The 16,302-nt window shown below is 50.5% G+C and carries 11 protein-coding genes; 5 read left to right on the top strand and 6 right to left on the bottom strand.

The window, feature by feature from the left end; all coding sequences use genetic code 11:
• Window position 1: 1 nt before the first annotated feature.
• Window positions 2–1,273 (bottom strand): DUF445 domain-containing protein, encoded by a 1,272-nt coding sequence (locus H581_RS0120970; protein WP_028611716.1) that lies wholly within the window; start codon window positions 1,271–1,273, stop codon window positions 2–4.
• A 243-nt stretch (window positions 1,274–1,516) separates the two neighbouring features.
• Between H581_RS0120970 and H581_RS0120975 the strand changes: the two genes are divergently transcribed.
• Both H581_RS0120975 and H581_RS0120980 read left to right on the top strand, forming a co-directional pair.
• On the top strand, window positions 1,517–2,212 hold the full coding sequence (locus tag H581_RS0120975) for a hypothetical protein (protein ID WP_036719532.1): 696 nt from the start codon (window positions 1,517–1,519) through the stop codon (window positions 2,210–2,212).
• Window positions 2,213–2,419: 207 nt separating this feature from the next.
• Window positions 2,420–2,635, top strand: coding sequence for a CDGSH iron-sulfur domain-containing protein (locus tag H581_RS0120980; protein ID WP_028611718.1), 216 nt, complete (start codon window positions 2,420–2,422; stop codon window positions 2,633–2,635).
• Window positions 2,636–2,682: 47 nt separating this feature from the next.
• On the opposite strand, the gene H581_RS0120985 is transcribed toward H581_RS0120980, so the two are convergent.
• Window positions 2,683–3,201: a PadR family transcriptional regulator gene (locus tag H581_RS0120985; protein WP_028611719.1), complete on the bottom strand. Its 519-nt coding sequence runs from the start codon at window positions 3,199–3,201 to the stop codon at window positions 2,683–2,685.
• Between the two features lie 205 nt (window positions 3,202–3,406).
• Here H581_RS0120985 and H581_RS0120990 point away from each other — a divergent pair, with 205 nt between their 5' ends.
• On the top strand, window positions 3,407–4,636 hold the full coding sequence (locus tag H581_RS0120990; RefSeq protein ID WP_028611720.1) for a cytochrome P450: 1,230 nt from the start codon (window positions 3,407–3,409) through the stop codon (window positions 4,634–4,636).
• 83 nt (window positions 4,637–4,719) lie between these two features.
• Here the strand turns inward: H581_RS0120990 and H581_RS0120995 are convergent, their stop codons facing one another.
• The gene (locus H581_RS0120995) at window positions 4,720–7,020 is read right to left on the bottom strand and encodes a glycoside hydrolase family 95 protein (protein WP_028611721.1); all 2,301 of its coding nucleotides are present in this window, start codon (window positions 7,018–7,020) and stop codon (window positions 4,720–4,722) included.
• Window positions 7,021–7,117: 97 nt separating this feature from the next.
• Here H581_RS0120995 and H581_RS0121000 point away from each other — a divergent pair, with 97 nt between their 5' ends.
• Together H581_RS0121000 and H581_RS0121005 are read left to right on the top strand one after the other, a co-directional pair.
• The gene (locus tag H581_RS0121000; RefSeq protein WP_028611722.1) at window positions 7,118–7,948 is read left to right on the top strand and encodes an AraC family transcriptional regulator; all 831 of its coding nucleotides are present in this window, start codon (window positions 7,118–7,120) and stop codon (window positions 7,946–7,948) included.
• A gap of 234 nt (window positions 7,949–8,182) precedes the next feature.
• Window positions 8,183–9,613: a glycosyl hydrolase family 28 protein gene (locus H581_RS0121005; protein WP_028611723.1), complete on the top strand. Its 1,431-nt coding sequence runs from the start codon at window positions 8,183–8,185 to the stop codon at window positions 9,611–9,613.
• A gap of 254 nt (window positions 9,614–9,867) precedes the next feature.
• Here H581_RS0121005 and H581_RS36620 read toward each other — a convergent pair whose 3' ends face one another.
• The 3 genes from H581_RS36620 to H581_RS0121020 form a co-directional block, all read right to left on the bottom strand.
• The gene (locus H581_RS36620) at window positions 9,868–12,831 is read right to left on the bottom strand and encodes a discoidin domain-containing protein (RefSeq protein WP_051251162.1); all 2,964 of its coding nucleotides are present in this window, start codon (window positions 12,829–12,831) and stop codon (window positions 9,868–9,870) included.
• 165 nt (window positions 12,832–12,996) lie between these two features.
• A complete protein-coding gene (locus tag H581_RS0121015; protein ID WP_028611724.1) occupies window positions 12,997–14,454 on the bottom strand; it encodes a glycoside hydrolase family 32 protein in 1,458 nt (485 codons plus the stop codon).
• Between the two features lie 105 nt (window positions 14,455–14,559).
• Entirely contained in the window at window positions 14,560–16,302 is a 1,743-nt protein-coding gene (locus H581_RS0121020; protein WP_028611725.1) for a type 2 periplasmic-binding domain-containing protein, read from the bottom strand.

Here is a 16,302-nt window from a genome sequence, read left to right on the forward strand (position 1 = left end):
GCTAGCCCCCTATCCAGAAGGTCGCCAGGTGCAGAATAGCGCCGACCAGCGCACCGACTCCGATTCCGTTAATCCGGATATATTGCAAATCGCGCCCCGCCTTTTCCTTCGCCAGCAGAATAAGCTGCTCCTCGGAGAAGCTGTTCAGCTTATCCGTAACCGCCTTGCCGATATACGAATGCTTATTTTCCAACCATTTGAGAAGCGTTGCCTTCACATAACGGTCAAGACGAGCCTGCAGCGGCTCATTCTCCGCCAAATAAGCGACGCCCTGCCGAACCCTGACTTTAATCCATGGGTATCTTTCCTGCTCGGACTCCGCATTTGCCGCGGCGGCTGCCCGAAGCTTCTCGAGACCCGACTGAATATAGTCGTCCAATTTCATTTCCTGCTTCACCGATTGAAGCAGTTTCGTCTTGCCTTCCTCGATCCGGTAGCGAAGCGGCTCGTCCGTTCTCAGCCGAGTGACAAACCGTTCGAAATACTGCTTCATCTGCTGCCGATGCGGATGCTCCTCGGATGCCAATTGGGTAAAGAACCGCACAAGCCAATCCTGAATTTTCACGCTGATAGTCGCCGTATCCAGCCCGGCCGTATAATCAATCAGCTTTCTTCTGAATTGATCCCCTTCATAGGAGCGGATCGCGGAATCGACGATTTGCCCGATGACCGTACGGAACGGGGCGGATTTGACGATCTTGATGAGCTCCGGAATGATAAACGCAATGATTCTGTCATCGTACCGGTTACGGATCGTCCACTCGCCAATGTCGGCCGCAAGATCAGACACCCCGATCGTATCGGCATGCTCGAGAATAAACGTTTGAACCGTCCCCGCCAGCTCCTTCAGATCGATCGTCGTAATGACGTCGTCGGCCAGCTGCTGCAAAATTTCATTAATTCCCTGCTCCCCTCCGTGCTCCTTTAAATAGGTCACGAAGACGTCCGCAATATTGTATTCGTCGAGCCTCTCCTTAATATTAGGAATGGTCAACAGCTCGTTCTGCACCATGGCGACGAGCTCGCCGATCAGTCTCTCCCGGTTGCGGGATATGATATTCGTTCCCATCCATATCGGCCATTTGATGCGAAGCGGGTTGCCGAACAATGCGCTTACCGCGAACGAGTCCGCTAAACCGCCGATCGCAGCCGCGCTGAACAGCGAGAACAGCAGCCCGCCGATAAAATGGTCATGAAAGGGAAATGCCGCCAAAATCCCGATCCCCGAGCAAATCAGCGCAAGATCCGCTTTTTTCTTAATGCTACTATTCATTGACGATCTCCATTCATAATGACGTTACGCTCATCATTATCCCATAAATGAAGGGGTCGAAACAATGGAACACCGCCTCGATTATCCGCTTTCAACGCGGTAAAGGGCAGCATCCGCCTCCGCTCTGGTGCAAATGAATATTTTTCCAAACTTAAGGGAAGTTAACTGATAAGCCTGGAAGTGCAGGTGTAAGGTGGGAATTTTAACTCTCAAGTCAAGAATTAAGCGAGGCGGATTATTATTTTGAAAAAAACAAAAAAGATTTTTCTTTATATACTATCACTAATCTCCATTGTTGCATTAACAATCGGGATTTATATATTGATTGTACAAGTCCAAGAAAAATTATTTGTGCCTGAAGAGTATTTAATGTGGATTTTCAAATATCCTGCTTCAAGGCTAGTGTTTATTTATGAGATATATCTATTCGCAGGATTCTTCTATCTATTTCATAAGGAATTCAGGAGTTCTAAAGATAGTTTTATTAAAAAACACAGAAAACAAATTTTCCCTCTATTTATCATCCTCAACATTGCCCTGTTTTACATCATTGTCACTGCGGTGACTGTTGTAACCAATAATAAGATTATTGATTATTCATTCCTTTTACCATGGGGAAGACAGTATAACTACAATGATGTTGTAATGATTAACACAGGCGTGTATGGTAAGGAACAATATTTACCGTTTAGTCGTTCAAAGGACGACTTTTATTACATCATAGAATTAAAAGACGGTTCAAAAATTGATTTAACGGATCTCGGCGGAATGAAAAAAGAAGCAGACGATGAGTATTTAATCATTGAAGAGCTTGACAGTCAGCTTGTAAATAGGAAGATCCCCAAAGTATCCAGTATGGAGAATTTTAAATACAGTACAGAGCGTCTGGATGAAATTTATACGGACAAAATACGAAATATTTTAGAAAATACCAATTAATAAGCAAGTGGCGGGAATCACTGGCCATCCGGCCCAGTTACGTTACCTATGGATTGCTATGTTACGCTGATGGCGAACGTTAATTCAGTACAAACAGCTAATTGTGGACGCTTTGTTGCGTTAATCTGCCAAAAGTAAACAAACTCGGCATTTTCACGCGATTGCTGGTTATACTTGTAATAACGATCATACATAGGAGGCAAACTCATGGCAGATGAAAACAAAGTGACGATCAAAGTGAATGACAACGGATCGCTTCGGGTGACGGGACCGGTCGAACTGATAGACGCAGAAGGCAACCCGTTCGAGCACAAAGAATCGTTCTCGCTGTGCCGGTGCGGAGGATCAGGCAACAAGCCGTTCTGCGACGGCACGCACAAGTCGATTGGATTCGAAAGCGCGCCAAGAGCGAAGAAGGAGTAAGTCCACGCAATCAGCAACCCGGTCTCATGAAGAGGCCGGGTTGTAAATCAAACCCACCCTTCTGTTTTGCGAATCAGCTCATCGATCCATATCAGTTCTCCCCTCACCTGGGTTATCGAGTATTGGATAACTTCTTGCCGGTATAAATCGTTTGCGTCGTTTTCCTGCCTTTTCTCAATATCGGCTAACAGGCCTTCAAGGTCTATTTTTCTCATATTCAATATACGAAGCCGGTTATCTTGAGAGATATGATCAAATAGAAATACTCGAATCATGAAATCGATTTGATGCTTTGCGTCTTTCTCGGTGAACTCATTAATAAGATTAGCAATTTTCCGTTTCCCTTCTTCTGTAATTTCATACACGTACTGATTAAGTTTACCTTCCTGCTGATTCAATTTTTTAGTTATAATCCCTTCTTCCGCAAAACGGCGCAACGTGGGATATAACAGGTTGTGATTGACATCCATCATATAACCGAGATCCTTTTGTATTTCTTTTTTTATCTCATAGCCATGTTTAGGGGCCTTTTCGATCTGAAGGAGAATAAGTAGTTCAATATACATTAACGCTCTGCCCTCTCGTCGTCTATTTTAGCTCTTTCCTGAATCCCAGCATAACAACTCCGGATTATCTCTTCAACCAAAATTCGATAAGAATGATGCCGCGGTTATATCTTTGGTCATAGGTCATTGGAAAGTATCCCCAACCCCTCATTATATGTTACATTAACATAAGTTAATTTAACATATTCAAATTGGAGGGGAAAGTATGAAAGATGAAATCATTTCTTTAGAGGAAATCACTCAATTTCAATCGCCAATGGAAGAATTCAACCCGTATGACTGGTATAAGCACAAATTGCGGAATGAGCCTGTCAGTTACAACAAAGCGACCGATACTTGGAATGTATTTCGTTATCATGATGTCAAAAGAGTGCTGAGCGATTATGAACATTTCTCCAACGTAAGGAAGCGTACAACTATCAGCGTTGGCGCCGATAACGAAGAAGGCCAACATATGAGCAAAATCAATCTTGAATCCGATCCGCCGGAACACCTGAAAAGCCGTACCCTGATCTCCGCAGCTTTTACTCCGCGCAGCTTAAAACTTTGGGAACCTCGCATTCAGGAAATTATAAACCAGCTGCTAAAGGATATGGGGGATGCTTCAGTCATCGACGTCGTCAAGGACTTTGCCGGCGCACTGCCCACGATTGTCATAGCTGACCTGCTAGGCGTTCCTTCTCAGGACCGGCTGTTGTTTAAAGGTTGGGTAGACGATTTATTTCTTCCGCTGCCCAAAAATAATGCGGAGGACGTCAATGATCGGAAACGGCACGCCGCGAAGGAATATTACAACTACCTGTATCCTCATATCGTTCAGAAACGGTCGAATTTGACCGACGACATCATCTCAGACCTGATTCGGGTTGAGGTTGACGGGGACAAACTATCAGATGACGAGATTGTCAGAACGACCATGTTTATTCTTGGAGCAGGCATTGAAACGACGAGTCATCTGCTGTCCAGTACGTTCTACTCCTTCTTATACGATAACAACGAGATTTACGCGGAGGTTCAGGCTAACCGGGAGCTTCTTCCGAATACGGTAGAAGAAATGCTTCGTTATCGGTTTAACATAGCCAAAATGGATCGGACCGTGAAAAAAGACAATAATCTGCTGGGCGTTGAAATAAAAGAGGGCGATGTCGTGGTCGCGTGGATGAGTGCGGCCAATATGGACGAAGAGGTATTTGAAGACCCTTTTACCTTGAATATCCATCGTCCCAACAATAAAAAACATTTGACGTTTGGTAACGGTCCCCACTTCTGTTTAGGCGCTCCGCTGGCCCGATTGGAGGCAAACATGGGCATAGGCATGTTTATGGATTATTTTTCCCGAATCGAACCGGTTCACGGCTTTAAACCGGAGGAGAACCTGACTCCGTCCGCGGCCGGACAAACGTTGACTTGTCTGCCTGTCCGGGTTCATCGGTAAAGCCGCCGCTTAAGTAAACCACATAAACAAGACCAAATAGAGCGCGCCGGCATTCGCCGGTCAGCGCTCTATTTCACTAATCCCTAACGCGGGGTAAGGACATACTCGCAGCCTGAGCGGGCTGCCCACGATACCGTTTCATCCGTGGCGCCGGCCGCAGCGACCTCCATTCCGTTCTCCATTACGGACACGCGGATACCCGTTCGGATCGTACAGCTGCGATCCACGCCGGCACGAACGCGCGCTTCCGCAAGCATCCCCTTCGACCAGCGGATATCCAGCTCAAAGCCGCCTCTGGCCCGCAAGCCCTTGATTTCGCCTTCCGCCCATGCGGCAGGCAGGGCAGGCAGCAAATGAATTTCGCCGGTATGGCTTTGCAGCAGCATCTCCGAGATGCCGGCCGCCCCGCCGAAGTTGCCGTCGATTTGGAACGGCGGATGATTATCCAGCATGTTCGGCAGCGTGGAGTGACTAAGCAGCGCTTGCATATTCTCGAAGGCCTTCTCGCCGTCCTCCAGCCTTGCCCAGAAGTTAATAATCCAGGCACGGCTCCAGCCGGTATGGCCGCCTCCGTTCGCCAGGCGCCGCTCAAGCGTGACCCGGGAAGCAGCCGCCCATTCCGGCGTGCCTCTTACCGAGAAGCGCTTGCCCGGATGAAGAGCAAACAAATGAGAGATATGACGATGGCCCGGCTCCGCCTCCTCGTAATCCTCCATCCATTCCAGCATTTGGCCGTGCTTGCCGACGGCAGGCTGCGGCAGCTGTTCTCTCAGCCGCTTCCAAAGCATCTGCTCCTGTTCGTCAATCCCGAGCTGCGATGCCGCCTCGATGCATGCCGTGAACAGCTCGAACAAAATCTGGCTGTCCATGGACGGCCCGATGCATAACGTCCCTGACTCGCCGTTTGGCAAAATGTACGTATTCTCCGGCGACGCGGACGGGTTCGTCACCAGCTGGCCGTCTGCCGTCTCCGTCAAGAAATCCGCGAAAAATTGCGCCGATTCCTTCAATGCGGGATAAGCCCGTTCAAGGAAGCCAAGGTCCAGCCCGAACTCGTAATGCTCCCACAAGTGAAGGCAGAGCCAAGCAGCTCCCATCGGCCAATAGGTAGCCGGCAAATAAAGATCCTGCGGCGCTGTATCGCCCCAAATATCGGTATTGTGATGGGCAACGAAGCCGCCGCAGCCGTACATCGTTCGGGCCGTCAACCTGCCCGGCTCCCGCATCCGCTCGATCAATTCGAACAAGGGCTCATGGCATTCGGCCAGATTGCCCGGCTCTGCCGGCCAGTAGTTCATTTGCGTATTGATATTGATCGTATATTTGCTGTCCCATGGCGGCAGCATCAGCTCATTCCAGATCCCCTGCAGATTGGCCGGCAGCGAGCCCGGCCGGCTGCTCGAGATCAGCAAGTAACGGCCGTAATGATAATAAAGCGCCGTTAGCCCGATATCCTGCGCGCCGCTTTGGACAAGTTTCAACCGCTCATCCGTCGGCAATTTACTCGCCTCGTCCCCAGTCGCCAAGCGAAGCGCGGAACGGGACGAGAGCGCGGTGAAATCCTGCGTATGGCGGAGCTTGAGCGTTTCATAGTCCCATTTGGCCGCGTCTGTGCCCGTTCGAATGACATACGACTCGGGCTCCGAGTGGCGGAACGTTGTCGCCGCCGTGAGCAGCAGCGTGACGCTGTCCGCACCCTCCACGATAAGATGCTCGCCGACGATCGTCACCGTGCCGCCTTCGGCTACCGCGCGCAAGGCGGCGCGAAAGTCCGAGCCTCCGGCACCGCCGCAATTGCCTCGCATGACGATCGTGCAGTCATCCGCTTTCACGAGCTCATCGTAATAACGGTTACGTCCGCGAAGCAGACGGGCCGTAAAGCTGATGCTTCCGCCCTGGTCCGCCGTCAGCCGGGTTACGATCGCCTCGTCCGGGAAGCTGGCGAACGTCTCCCTGCGGTAATTCACCGGACCCTTCGAATAGCTTACGCTTGCAATGCCGCTTGCGAGATCAAGCTCCCGCGAATAGCCGAGCACCTCATCCGCTGCCTTGTAGCGGAAGGAGAGCTGCAAATCACCGAGCGGCATGTAATGCCGCTGCGTCTCCGGCACGCCGGACAGGGCCGTCACCGACAGCTCCTGCGCTTCCTGCAGCCGGCCCTCTTTCAGCAGACCGCGGATCCGCTCCAAGTTCGGAAGGGCATCCGGATTATTCCGGTCGCGCGGACTTCCGTACCAGACGCTGTCCTCGTTCAGCGCCATACGTTCCTTCACCGGATTGCCGAATACCATGCCGCCAAGCTTGCCGTTTCCTACCGGAAGCGCCTCTTCCCAAGCTTCGGCAGGCTGTTTATACCAAATGCGATTTTCAAGCTGAACCGCCATTTTCTTCTCCCCATTTCATCGATAGGCTAGGATTTGATAGAGCAAAGCATTACTATTAAACTATGGGTTTAAATTCTGTCGGATGCAGGTGGCGCAAGTGATCAATGAATACGAACAAAATGCGTTATCCGATTTGCTGCAAGCGCTGCAAATCGAGCTGCTCGTCGCCTCAAAGACGCAGGTATCGAACGGCTGGGGCGAGACGGATTCCGTCCCCGAATACAATAAGCTGTATTTCATATGCGAGGGGGAAGGCTGGATTCGGATCGGCGGCGACGATTATTATCCGCAGCCCGGCCAGCTGTTTCTTACGCCTTCTCATGCGAAAGTCTCCTTCTCTGCGCTGAACAACCGCCCTTATCTGAAATATTGGTGCCATTTCACCATAACGGCCGGCCCCTTCGACCTGTTCCGGTGGATCGGCGTTCCTCTGTGCATCGAAGCGGCTGACAAGACACGCATGCTAAGCATGTTCCAGGAGCTGATTGAATGGCATCGGCAGAGCTCCATCGTCGCCCGGCTCCGGGAGAAGTCGCTGCTTCTGGAAATCGTATGCCACTTCCTGAGCAGCGTGCCGATCCGCGTCCTTCAGCACCGGACGGAGGAGATGAACCGCCTGAACGTGATCCAGCAATATATCGACAGCCGTCTCCATACTAGCATTAGCATCGACCAAATGGCGGACGCCGTTCATCTTCATCCCAATTACTTCATCGCGTATTTCAAAAAGCACTTTGGCATGCCGCCGTTAAAATACGTCAATCGCAAACGGGCCGACCGGGCGAGGCAGCTCCTGACCACGACCGGACTAAGCATTAAGGAGATCGCGGACCGGACCGGCTTTAAGGATACGAACCATTTCACCAAATTTTTTCGCAAGGAAACCAATTTCTCGCCAACCGAATACCGCGCTGCCTCCCTTACCTGACCGCGCGTATCCGCTACTCCGATTATAAAAGCGTATTCATCGCATAGCGATGGATGAAACTAAGGAATACGTGCATAAAACTAACTTGAAGGCAGGCGCTTTTTCCGTCTGGGGGTTAATTTAAGAAGTTATAGCAGTTTTTTAACGAGATGGCCTTTCGGTATCGCAGCATGCCTGGGAATGTATTAAAGTAGATCTATACGATTCCAAATCTATCATTCTCGGAGGCTGCATATGACAATTATCTCTTATCCGGAGCTGCAGGGAGTTCCGCTGCTTAGCGATTATTCGGTACGCGTCCGAACACTTGGCGGACAGTGGCATACTTTACAAACGTTCGAGGCTCTCGTAGATATGCATCAAGTCCGGAAAGCCTCGATGGCCGCGTTCGATATGGACGGCACGGCCGAGATCGAAATTGCCTGGAACGGAGGGAGCATCGATTCCGCTGTTATTCGGCCGTTATCCTGCGGCATATCCTTCGAGCACAAGGACAATACGCTCCGTTTCCTGCTGGACAAGCCTTGCAAGCTGTCGATTGAAGTCAATGGCGACCGCTTCGGCAATCTCCACCTGTTCGCCAATCCGATCGAACAAGACGCGCCCCGCCCCGATGACCCGGATGTCCTCCTCGTTAAGCCCGGCATTCATCGCACCGAGCATTTGCTGAGGCCGCTGACGACACCGGTTGAAGGAGGCTCGGAGCCGCGCATTTTGTACTTCCTGCCGGGGATGCATTATATCGAAGAGACGCTTCTGCGCATTCCGTCCGGCAAGACAGTCTATATTGCGGGAGGCGCGGCCGTTGCCGGCTCGATGGTCTGCGACCATGTAGAGAACGTTGCCATCCGCGGACGCGGCATCCTGTATCTTGCCGGCTTCCATCGTTTCTCGGCATTCCGCGGCGTTCGCATTTTATTCTCGAGCAACATCGAGGTTGAAGGCATCACGACGCTTAACCCGCCGCACTACAGCATCTATATCGGCAAGTCCGAGCATATCCGGATCCGCAACTTCAAGTCGTTCAGCTGCCGGGGCTGGAGCGACGGCATTGATATGATGTCAAGCTGCGGCATCGATATCGACGACGTGTTCCTTCGCACCTCGGACGACTGTATCGCCATCTATGGCAGCCGGTGGGACTACTACGGCGACACGCGCGGCGTCACGGTGCGCAATTCCACCTTCTGGGCCGATGTCGCGCATCCGCTTATGATCGGCACGCATGGGGACCATCGCCGCGGCGGCGATACGATCGAGAACATCCGTTTCGAGAATCTCGACATTCTCGAGCATCACGAGCCGCAGGAAAATTATCAGGGAGCGATGGCGATCAACGCGGGGGACCTGAACACCGTCCGCAACGTCACCTACGACAACATTCGCGTGGAGCATTTCGAGCTTGGGCGCCTCTTCGATATCAGAGTCGTGTGGAACAAGGATTACAACCCCGTACCCGGCAACCGGATCGAGAATATCGTCCTCCGGAATATCGAATACAACGGCCAAGGCGCGAATCCGTCGCGTATATACGGCTACAGCGGCGAGCGGCCGGTCGCCGGCGTCACGATCCGCAATCTGCGGGTAAACGGAGAAGCGGTTTTGGATGCCTCGCACCCGTCGCTGGATATTAACGAGCATGCCCTGCAAGTTATTTTTGAATAGATAATCCAATATTGAACAAGTCGGGATTTAGTTCACTAATTTAGAATAATTCGAGTAACTGCGCGGATTTAATGAGGCAAACCTCATTCCCCGAGAAGGCAGCCCCATAGCGAGTGAGGTTTACCTCACTACTCATCTGAGGATAAATAAAGTTCTAAAAAACCATCGCCCGGGTTGGACGATGGTTTTATTACACTGAAATCAAAACATATTGTCAGTCTCGATGCAGCGCAGACCTGTACCGGAAGCTGGTACTACCCATCCGTCGGATCTTCCGCAGCTGCGTTGTATACGTTAAACTCTGTGATTGACCACCAGGTACCCGCACTGCCGGTATTGACGACCTTGATGTAACGAGCCGTCTGCGTGTTGAAGGTTGCCAGTTGGACTTGTTGGCCGTCTGATACTATGGAAGAAACCTTGTTCCAGTCGGTTCCATCCGTAGATACATACACGTCTGCGCTTCGCGAATAGTCACCGATACTGCTGCCGGAATCCAACATAATCTTGTTGAAAGTCTGCGTTTGCCCCATGTCCACTGTAAACGAAAGACCATTGTACTGCCCAGTTCCCGAGCTATACCGAGTGTTTACATTGTCATCAAGCATGTTTTCGGGATTACCGTCGCCCCACGGACTTATATCCGTTGCCGTTGCGGTCCAACCCGTCTTCGACAGCGCAGCGGGTAGACCTTTGACATTGAACGAAGACCCGCCTGAGTACGATCCGTTGCTTCCATACACAGAAACCGCAACCGTTCCCGATTGAAGACCGTCCGGAACGTAAGCGACGATGCTCGAATCTGACCAGCTGCTAATATTAGCCGGGATCGATCCGAAATTCACCGTGCCCAGCCCCTGTACGTTACCGAAGTTAGAGCCGTCGATCGTAACCTTATAGCCCGCCAGGCCTTCGATCGGCGTCAAACTGCCGAAGGCCGGTGTCGGGAAGCTTGACGAATCCTTCGTTGTGAACATCGCCGAGGTTCCGTCAGGGAGCGTATAGGTAAATGAGCCTATCGGGAAATTCCGGCTGCTGCCGGTCTCATTGTATACGACGGTAACCTGCGCCCCTTCCGTGCTGGTCCAGTTCTGCAGCTGGAGGCCTTTTGATACCTTTGTCGGAGCTGCGATCGAACCGGTTTCACTCGAAGACCCATACACATTGATCTCGCCGATGGACCACCAGAAACCGGATTGTCCGGTACTGACGATGCGAATATACTGTGCCGTCTGGGTTGGCACCGTGATGGTTATCTTTCCTATAACCCCGCTGCCTTGTGCAATCGCGCTGCTCCAATTGACGCCGTCATTTGAAACATAAACCTGATATTTAGTCATGTAGTCGAAGGAACTGTTTACGCCGTTTTCAAGGACGATTTGATCGAAGCTCGCAGGGCTTCCCAAATTGACCTGATACCAGTCGCCGTTCTTCAACCCATGCCCGGTGGTCCACCTTGTGCCGAGATCGCCGTCGATAGCGTTCACGGCCGCATCCCCGGACCCATTCCCAACCGAATTCGACGAAGCCGTGACGGTCCACCCGCTTCGGTCCAACAATTTTCCTCCTGTCTGGATAGAGGCTCCGACCGGAAGGGAATAAGTGATCAAGCTATTTTCGGCAGGGATGGTATTCTGATAGTCCAGTAATGCCGGATCGTAGGTTATAATAGCCGAATCAGATGCGGATTTCTTCTTCGGTTTAAACCTAAAGTCATGCGTCGGATCCGAGACATGAATCGCTGCAGGAGAACTGCCTTTCTTCTTAGATCCCGACCACGTAAACGTGACGCCATCGCCGGCGTTCAAGGTGTATTCGAATGATCGCTTTCCGTCTGCAACGCTGATGGTCTTCGACTCGATCCCCGAGTTATACGCAATCAGGACCTTCGATCCATCCGGGTTCTGGAACGCAACATTCTCTACGCTTCCATCCCCGAAGGTATTCGAGTAAATGCGATAGGCTCCGGTCTTTACAAACTTGCTGGCATGAGCGAGTGCGTAATAGTCCACATTCTTAGTTACTTCTCCGTTAACCGGATTAATGGTAAGCAATCCGCGAACCCAAGCTTCACCATCCGTATCGCTGTTGAGCGGACCCCTGTCGGGGTCAAGTGCAATGTTCCATAGAATCACACCGTCCGCCCAATTACGCATACCATTGATAATCCAAGTATGAAGCGAGTCATAAAACGCTTCCTGGTCATTTGCTTGCCAAATACCACCCGTTGCTTCCGTGATAAAAACTTCTTTTCCTGGATAGTCGTTGTGGACTAGAGTTTGTGAAATGGGGTTGCCGCTATAGATGTGCCATCCCGTTCCGGCGGCGTACTTGGAGGCCTCAGAGTCGCTAAATATCTTCTCGGGATACGAAGGCACATCCCAGTTGTGATCCCAAGCTAAAATCTTCGTCGAAATACGGTTAGCCGCAAACGCCTCGCCCATCTCCTTAATCAACGCGGATTCCTGGTACGCGGACAGAAACATGCCGGGATAGGTGGGAGTGCCCATGGGTTCATTTTGCGGCGTAACATAGGATACTGGCACACCGGTATTCTCGTAAGCTTGTACGTACTTTACAAAATAGTTGGCGAGCTCATCATAGTACCCATCCTTAAGAGTACCTCCTATCATAGAATCGGAAGTCTTCATCCAACCTGGCGGGCTCCACGGAGTAGCCATGATTTTCATAGAAGGGTTAAGCGAAAGAGCCTCCTTCAGAGCCGGAATGATGTACTCCTCATCATGCTCGATAGAGAAGCCCGCCAGCGTCGGATCCGTTTCTCCCGCCGGCATGTCGTCATAGGAGTAATTCCCGGATGCATTGAAATCCGTAGCGCCCATCGGAGTGCGGAGTAAGCTAAGACCGATGCCTGACGAAGGATCAAACAGATTGCTCATCAGCTCCGTGCGCTGGGATTCCGACATCTTGTTCCGGATTAGCCAAGCGGAAGAGTCGGTCATGCCCGCCCCAAAACCTTGAACTTCTTGATACTTGCGGCTTGCGTCGACATTGATTGTAAGCGGGTTAGTCGTTTGCACGGTTTGGAATAACACATCGTCCTGTTGTTCAAGCCACTTGTCGCCCGATATGTCTGTCAGCCAAACCTGAACGGAATTTCTTTCCGCAGCCTGGATTGGATAAGATGGTATGAAAACAAGACTGATACACATGATAGACACTAATAGTAGAAGGAAAGATTTTTTTGTTATGTTCATGTTCGTTCTCCTAACAGAAGAGATTTTTTGGCTATAAACCATTGCCCCTCGAAGCGTTCGAAAACGCTTCCAAGGATCAGTGGAAATCTGCGAACACCATACATCGGAGAACGGATGTTCAAGACGTATGGATTGTTCGCTAATTTCCCCCTCCCCCCAGAACAACTATAATTTATATATCCTTACTTGATAGGGGATCTCGTTCTTCCCGTTACAAAAAAATGATAATCCTAATGCGGATGAGGACGGATAAATCAAATCGGTAATCACGACAAGACCATCGTTCGCAAATACTTCAACGGAGGAGCGATCTACAAGAAGACGAAGTTGTAGACTCTGCTGATCGGGCGGCATGATCGCTTGATGTTTGCCGGAGAAATGCTCATGAAAATCAACGGTTCCCGAACGAGTGCGGTCTACAAATACGGCCGAATCCTTCACGGAATAACCTGCTACCGTTTCTTCCTGTTCCGAGGTTCTTAGTTTAAACCCAAAGGAGTCAATCCCCTCTCCAGGCTTAAATTCGACCACAATTTCATACGTTTCCAGTTGTTGATCCTTCAATACCAAATTCAGTTCGTTTACAGCTTCCCCTTCCGTCTCTATAAGAAGAGTTCTGATCTTTTCCAGTTCCCTCACAGGACGTTGAATCAATACCGTTTCGCCATTTCTTGATTCCAGTGTAAGCTCCCTTGGAATCGTCATGGCGCCTCTCCAGCCTTCGGTAGGAGTCGTATTCGCATATTTCCAATTGCTCATCCAGCCGATATAGATTCGGCGTCCGTCTTCTTCCGGTATGTCCGACCAGCTTACGCCTGCATAATTATCCCTGCCATGATCTAACCAGCGAACGGTTTGGGAAGCTTCATCCGGTATAAAGGTGCGACCGTCGAGATGCCCGGTAAAGTACTGGGTTCTTGAGCCCTCCTTGATGTGAGGCTCGTTTCCAATGCTTACAAGCAAGACCCATTTCCGTTGCGTTCTATCCCCATCAAGAGATAACGCGAACAAATCGGGACATTCCCAGACGGCGTCATGGGAACCGATCCCTTCACCGAATTCGCTGCCAAAGGTCCATTCTATTAAATTGGGCGAATAGTATAGGCAAACTGTTTGGCCGCAAGCGAGAACCATCACCCAACGCTTCGTTTCTTCATGCCAGAAAACCTTCGGATCCCGAAAATCATGATAGGTGTCAGAAGTGACAACCGGATTACCCCTGTATTTGATCCAGGTCCTGCCACAATCTTTGCTATAGGCAATACTTTGGCTTTCCTTTCGTGTCAACCCGGGGTTATGATGAGTAAAAATAGCGACAAGACCAGGCTTTCCGCCGAAAAAACCCGTTGTGTCGTTCCAATCCACCACAGCGCTGCCTGAAAAAATCATGCCCTTCTCATCGGGCGCCAGCGCTATGGGGAGGTGTTCCCATGTCATGAGATCCCTGCTTACCGCATGTCCCCAATGTATAGGTCCAAAGTCCGTTCCGTACGGATGGTGTTGGTAGAAAAGATGATATTCCCCATCAAAATATACCAGCCCATTCGGGTCATTCATCCATTCAGACGCAGGAGAAAAATGAAACTTGGGACGGTACTTATCAACTTTTATAGTTTGCAACATCTTCTCTTCCTCTCTATCCTGATCGCTCATATTCGCTACAGTCCAAATAGGCAGGCAAACAATGAGTTCCGTTAAAGACAGAACTCATTGTTACCTATATTGATCTTACTGACCTAACGAGCTTTGAATTTCTGGCGTGATTTTGTCGCCGCCTTCTTTTTTCCACTGTTCTACAAATGAATCAAAGGTGTCGATCGGTTGCACGCCGATAATGATTTTGGAGAACGTTTCGTACTCGAGTTTTTTCAAATTGCCCCATCGTTTATCCATCGTTTCGGTTTTTGCATAAGTCAAGGTATTGACCCACTTGAACTTACCGCCCACATAAGGCCTCAGGCCGATGCCAAAGGAATAAACCAATCCGAAATCATTCGCCTTGTCCCCGGAGAAATCCCAACCCGAAATGTTCAAATTGTCGTACGGCTTGGTTTTGAAAGCGATCATCTTGTCGAATATCGGGATTGCGCCAGGATCGTAGCTGTCAAAGTCAGCGCGTATCTCGTCGACCGTTCCCTTGCCCTCAGTATAGTCAATCATTCCCTGCAGGATCTTGGCGGGACCGTCCGCGTATGAGTACGTCAGGTAGAACGGGTATGGATAATCCGACAAAACCGCCCGGTCCTCCTTGGCGACGAGTTTATCCAGGCTAGCTGTTTTAATGTTCAGCAGTTTAATAATAGCTTCCGGATTTTTGGCGTCCTTGCTGATGACCGCAAATTGAGAGGCCGCGTTGCCGCCTTTCGCCAGGGTAATACCGTCAGATCCGGAAGGCAAAAGATAAGCCTGCCAGTTAGCGTTATTGTCGTTTCTCCAGCTGTTTCCAATCTCGGTGAAAGGGTTCCACCAAGTACCGAAGAACAACCCCGCTTTGTTATTTGAAATCAGTTCCTCTGTATTAGACGTCAACATGTCCTTGGAAATCAGCCCTTGTTTGTACATGTCGGCCAACTTCTGAAGGGCCGCCTTTGTTTCGGGCAGAATCGAACCGTAAACCGCTTCGCCGTTGCTGTCCTTTACCCAAAAGCCGGGGAAAGCGTTGAAGGCTGAGAATATGGAATCAAAGTGCAAACTGAAGTTCTGGTCATCCATATCCTGGTACAGTTTTCCGTCTTTCTTCGGACCCACAAGGCCAACCGTATCCGGTTTGCCGTTGCCGTCCGGATCTTGCTCGACGAACGCTTTCGCCACGGCTGCAAGCTCATCCAGGTTCGTAGGCGCTTTGAGCCCTACTTTATCCAGCCAATCTTGACGAACCCACATGACAGGCAAGAAATCCACAAGCGGTTTGGCGCCAGGAATGCCATACATCTTGCCGTCTTCCTTGACCAGGCTGTCGAACAATTCCTTGTTGGAGTCGTATACTGCCTTCACATCCGGGCTTGCGTACTTCTCCCAAACCTCGGAGATGTCCATGGCGAGGCCTGATTTGACAATCGCTCTGTACTGGGGATAAGTCAGATTCGTCAAGTAATCCGGGATAGTCCCGCTTGCGATTGCCAAATCCACTTGCTTCGGATAATCGGATGCGACGAATGCATTCTTGATCTCAATGTTGTAATCTGCCTTAAGCTTCCTTGTGTACGCATTGTCTTCCAAGGATTGGCCGTCAGGGTATTTCGCATCCGGATTCGCCCATGTTCCCCTCGAAAGAACGGTCAGCTCTGGCTGTTTGCCAAACGGATCCGCTTGCGTCACTGTTGGAGCCGTAGGCTCGCTAGTAGAAGACTGGGTGTTACTGCCATTGTCGCTATTGCTCCCATTGCCGGTACAACCCGCGAGCAAGGAAGCGACAAGCGACAAAGACAGGGCTGCTGTGCTCGCCTTTCTGATGATGCTTGATTTCTTCAT

Origin of the sequence: Paenibacillus harenae DSM 16969, assembly GCF_000422465.1 — a bacterium.
Lineage (GTDB): Bacteria > Bacillota > Bacilli > Paenibacillales > Paenibacillaceae > Pristimantibacillus > Pristimantibacillus harenae.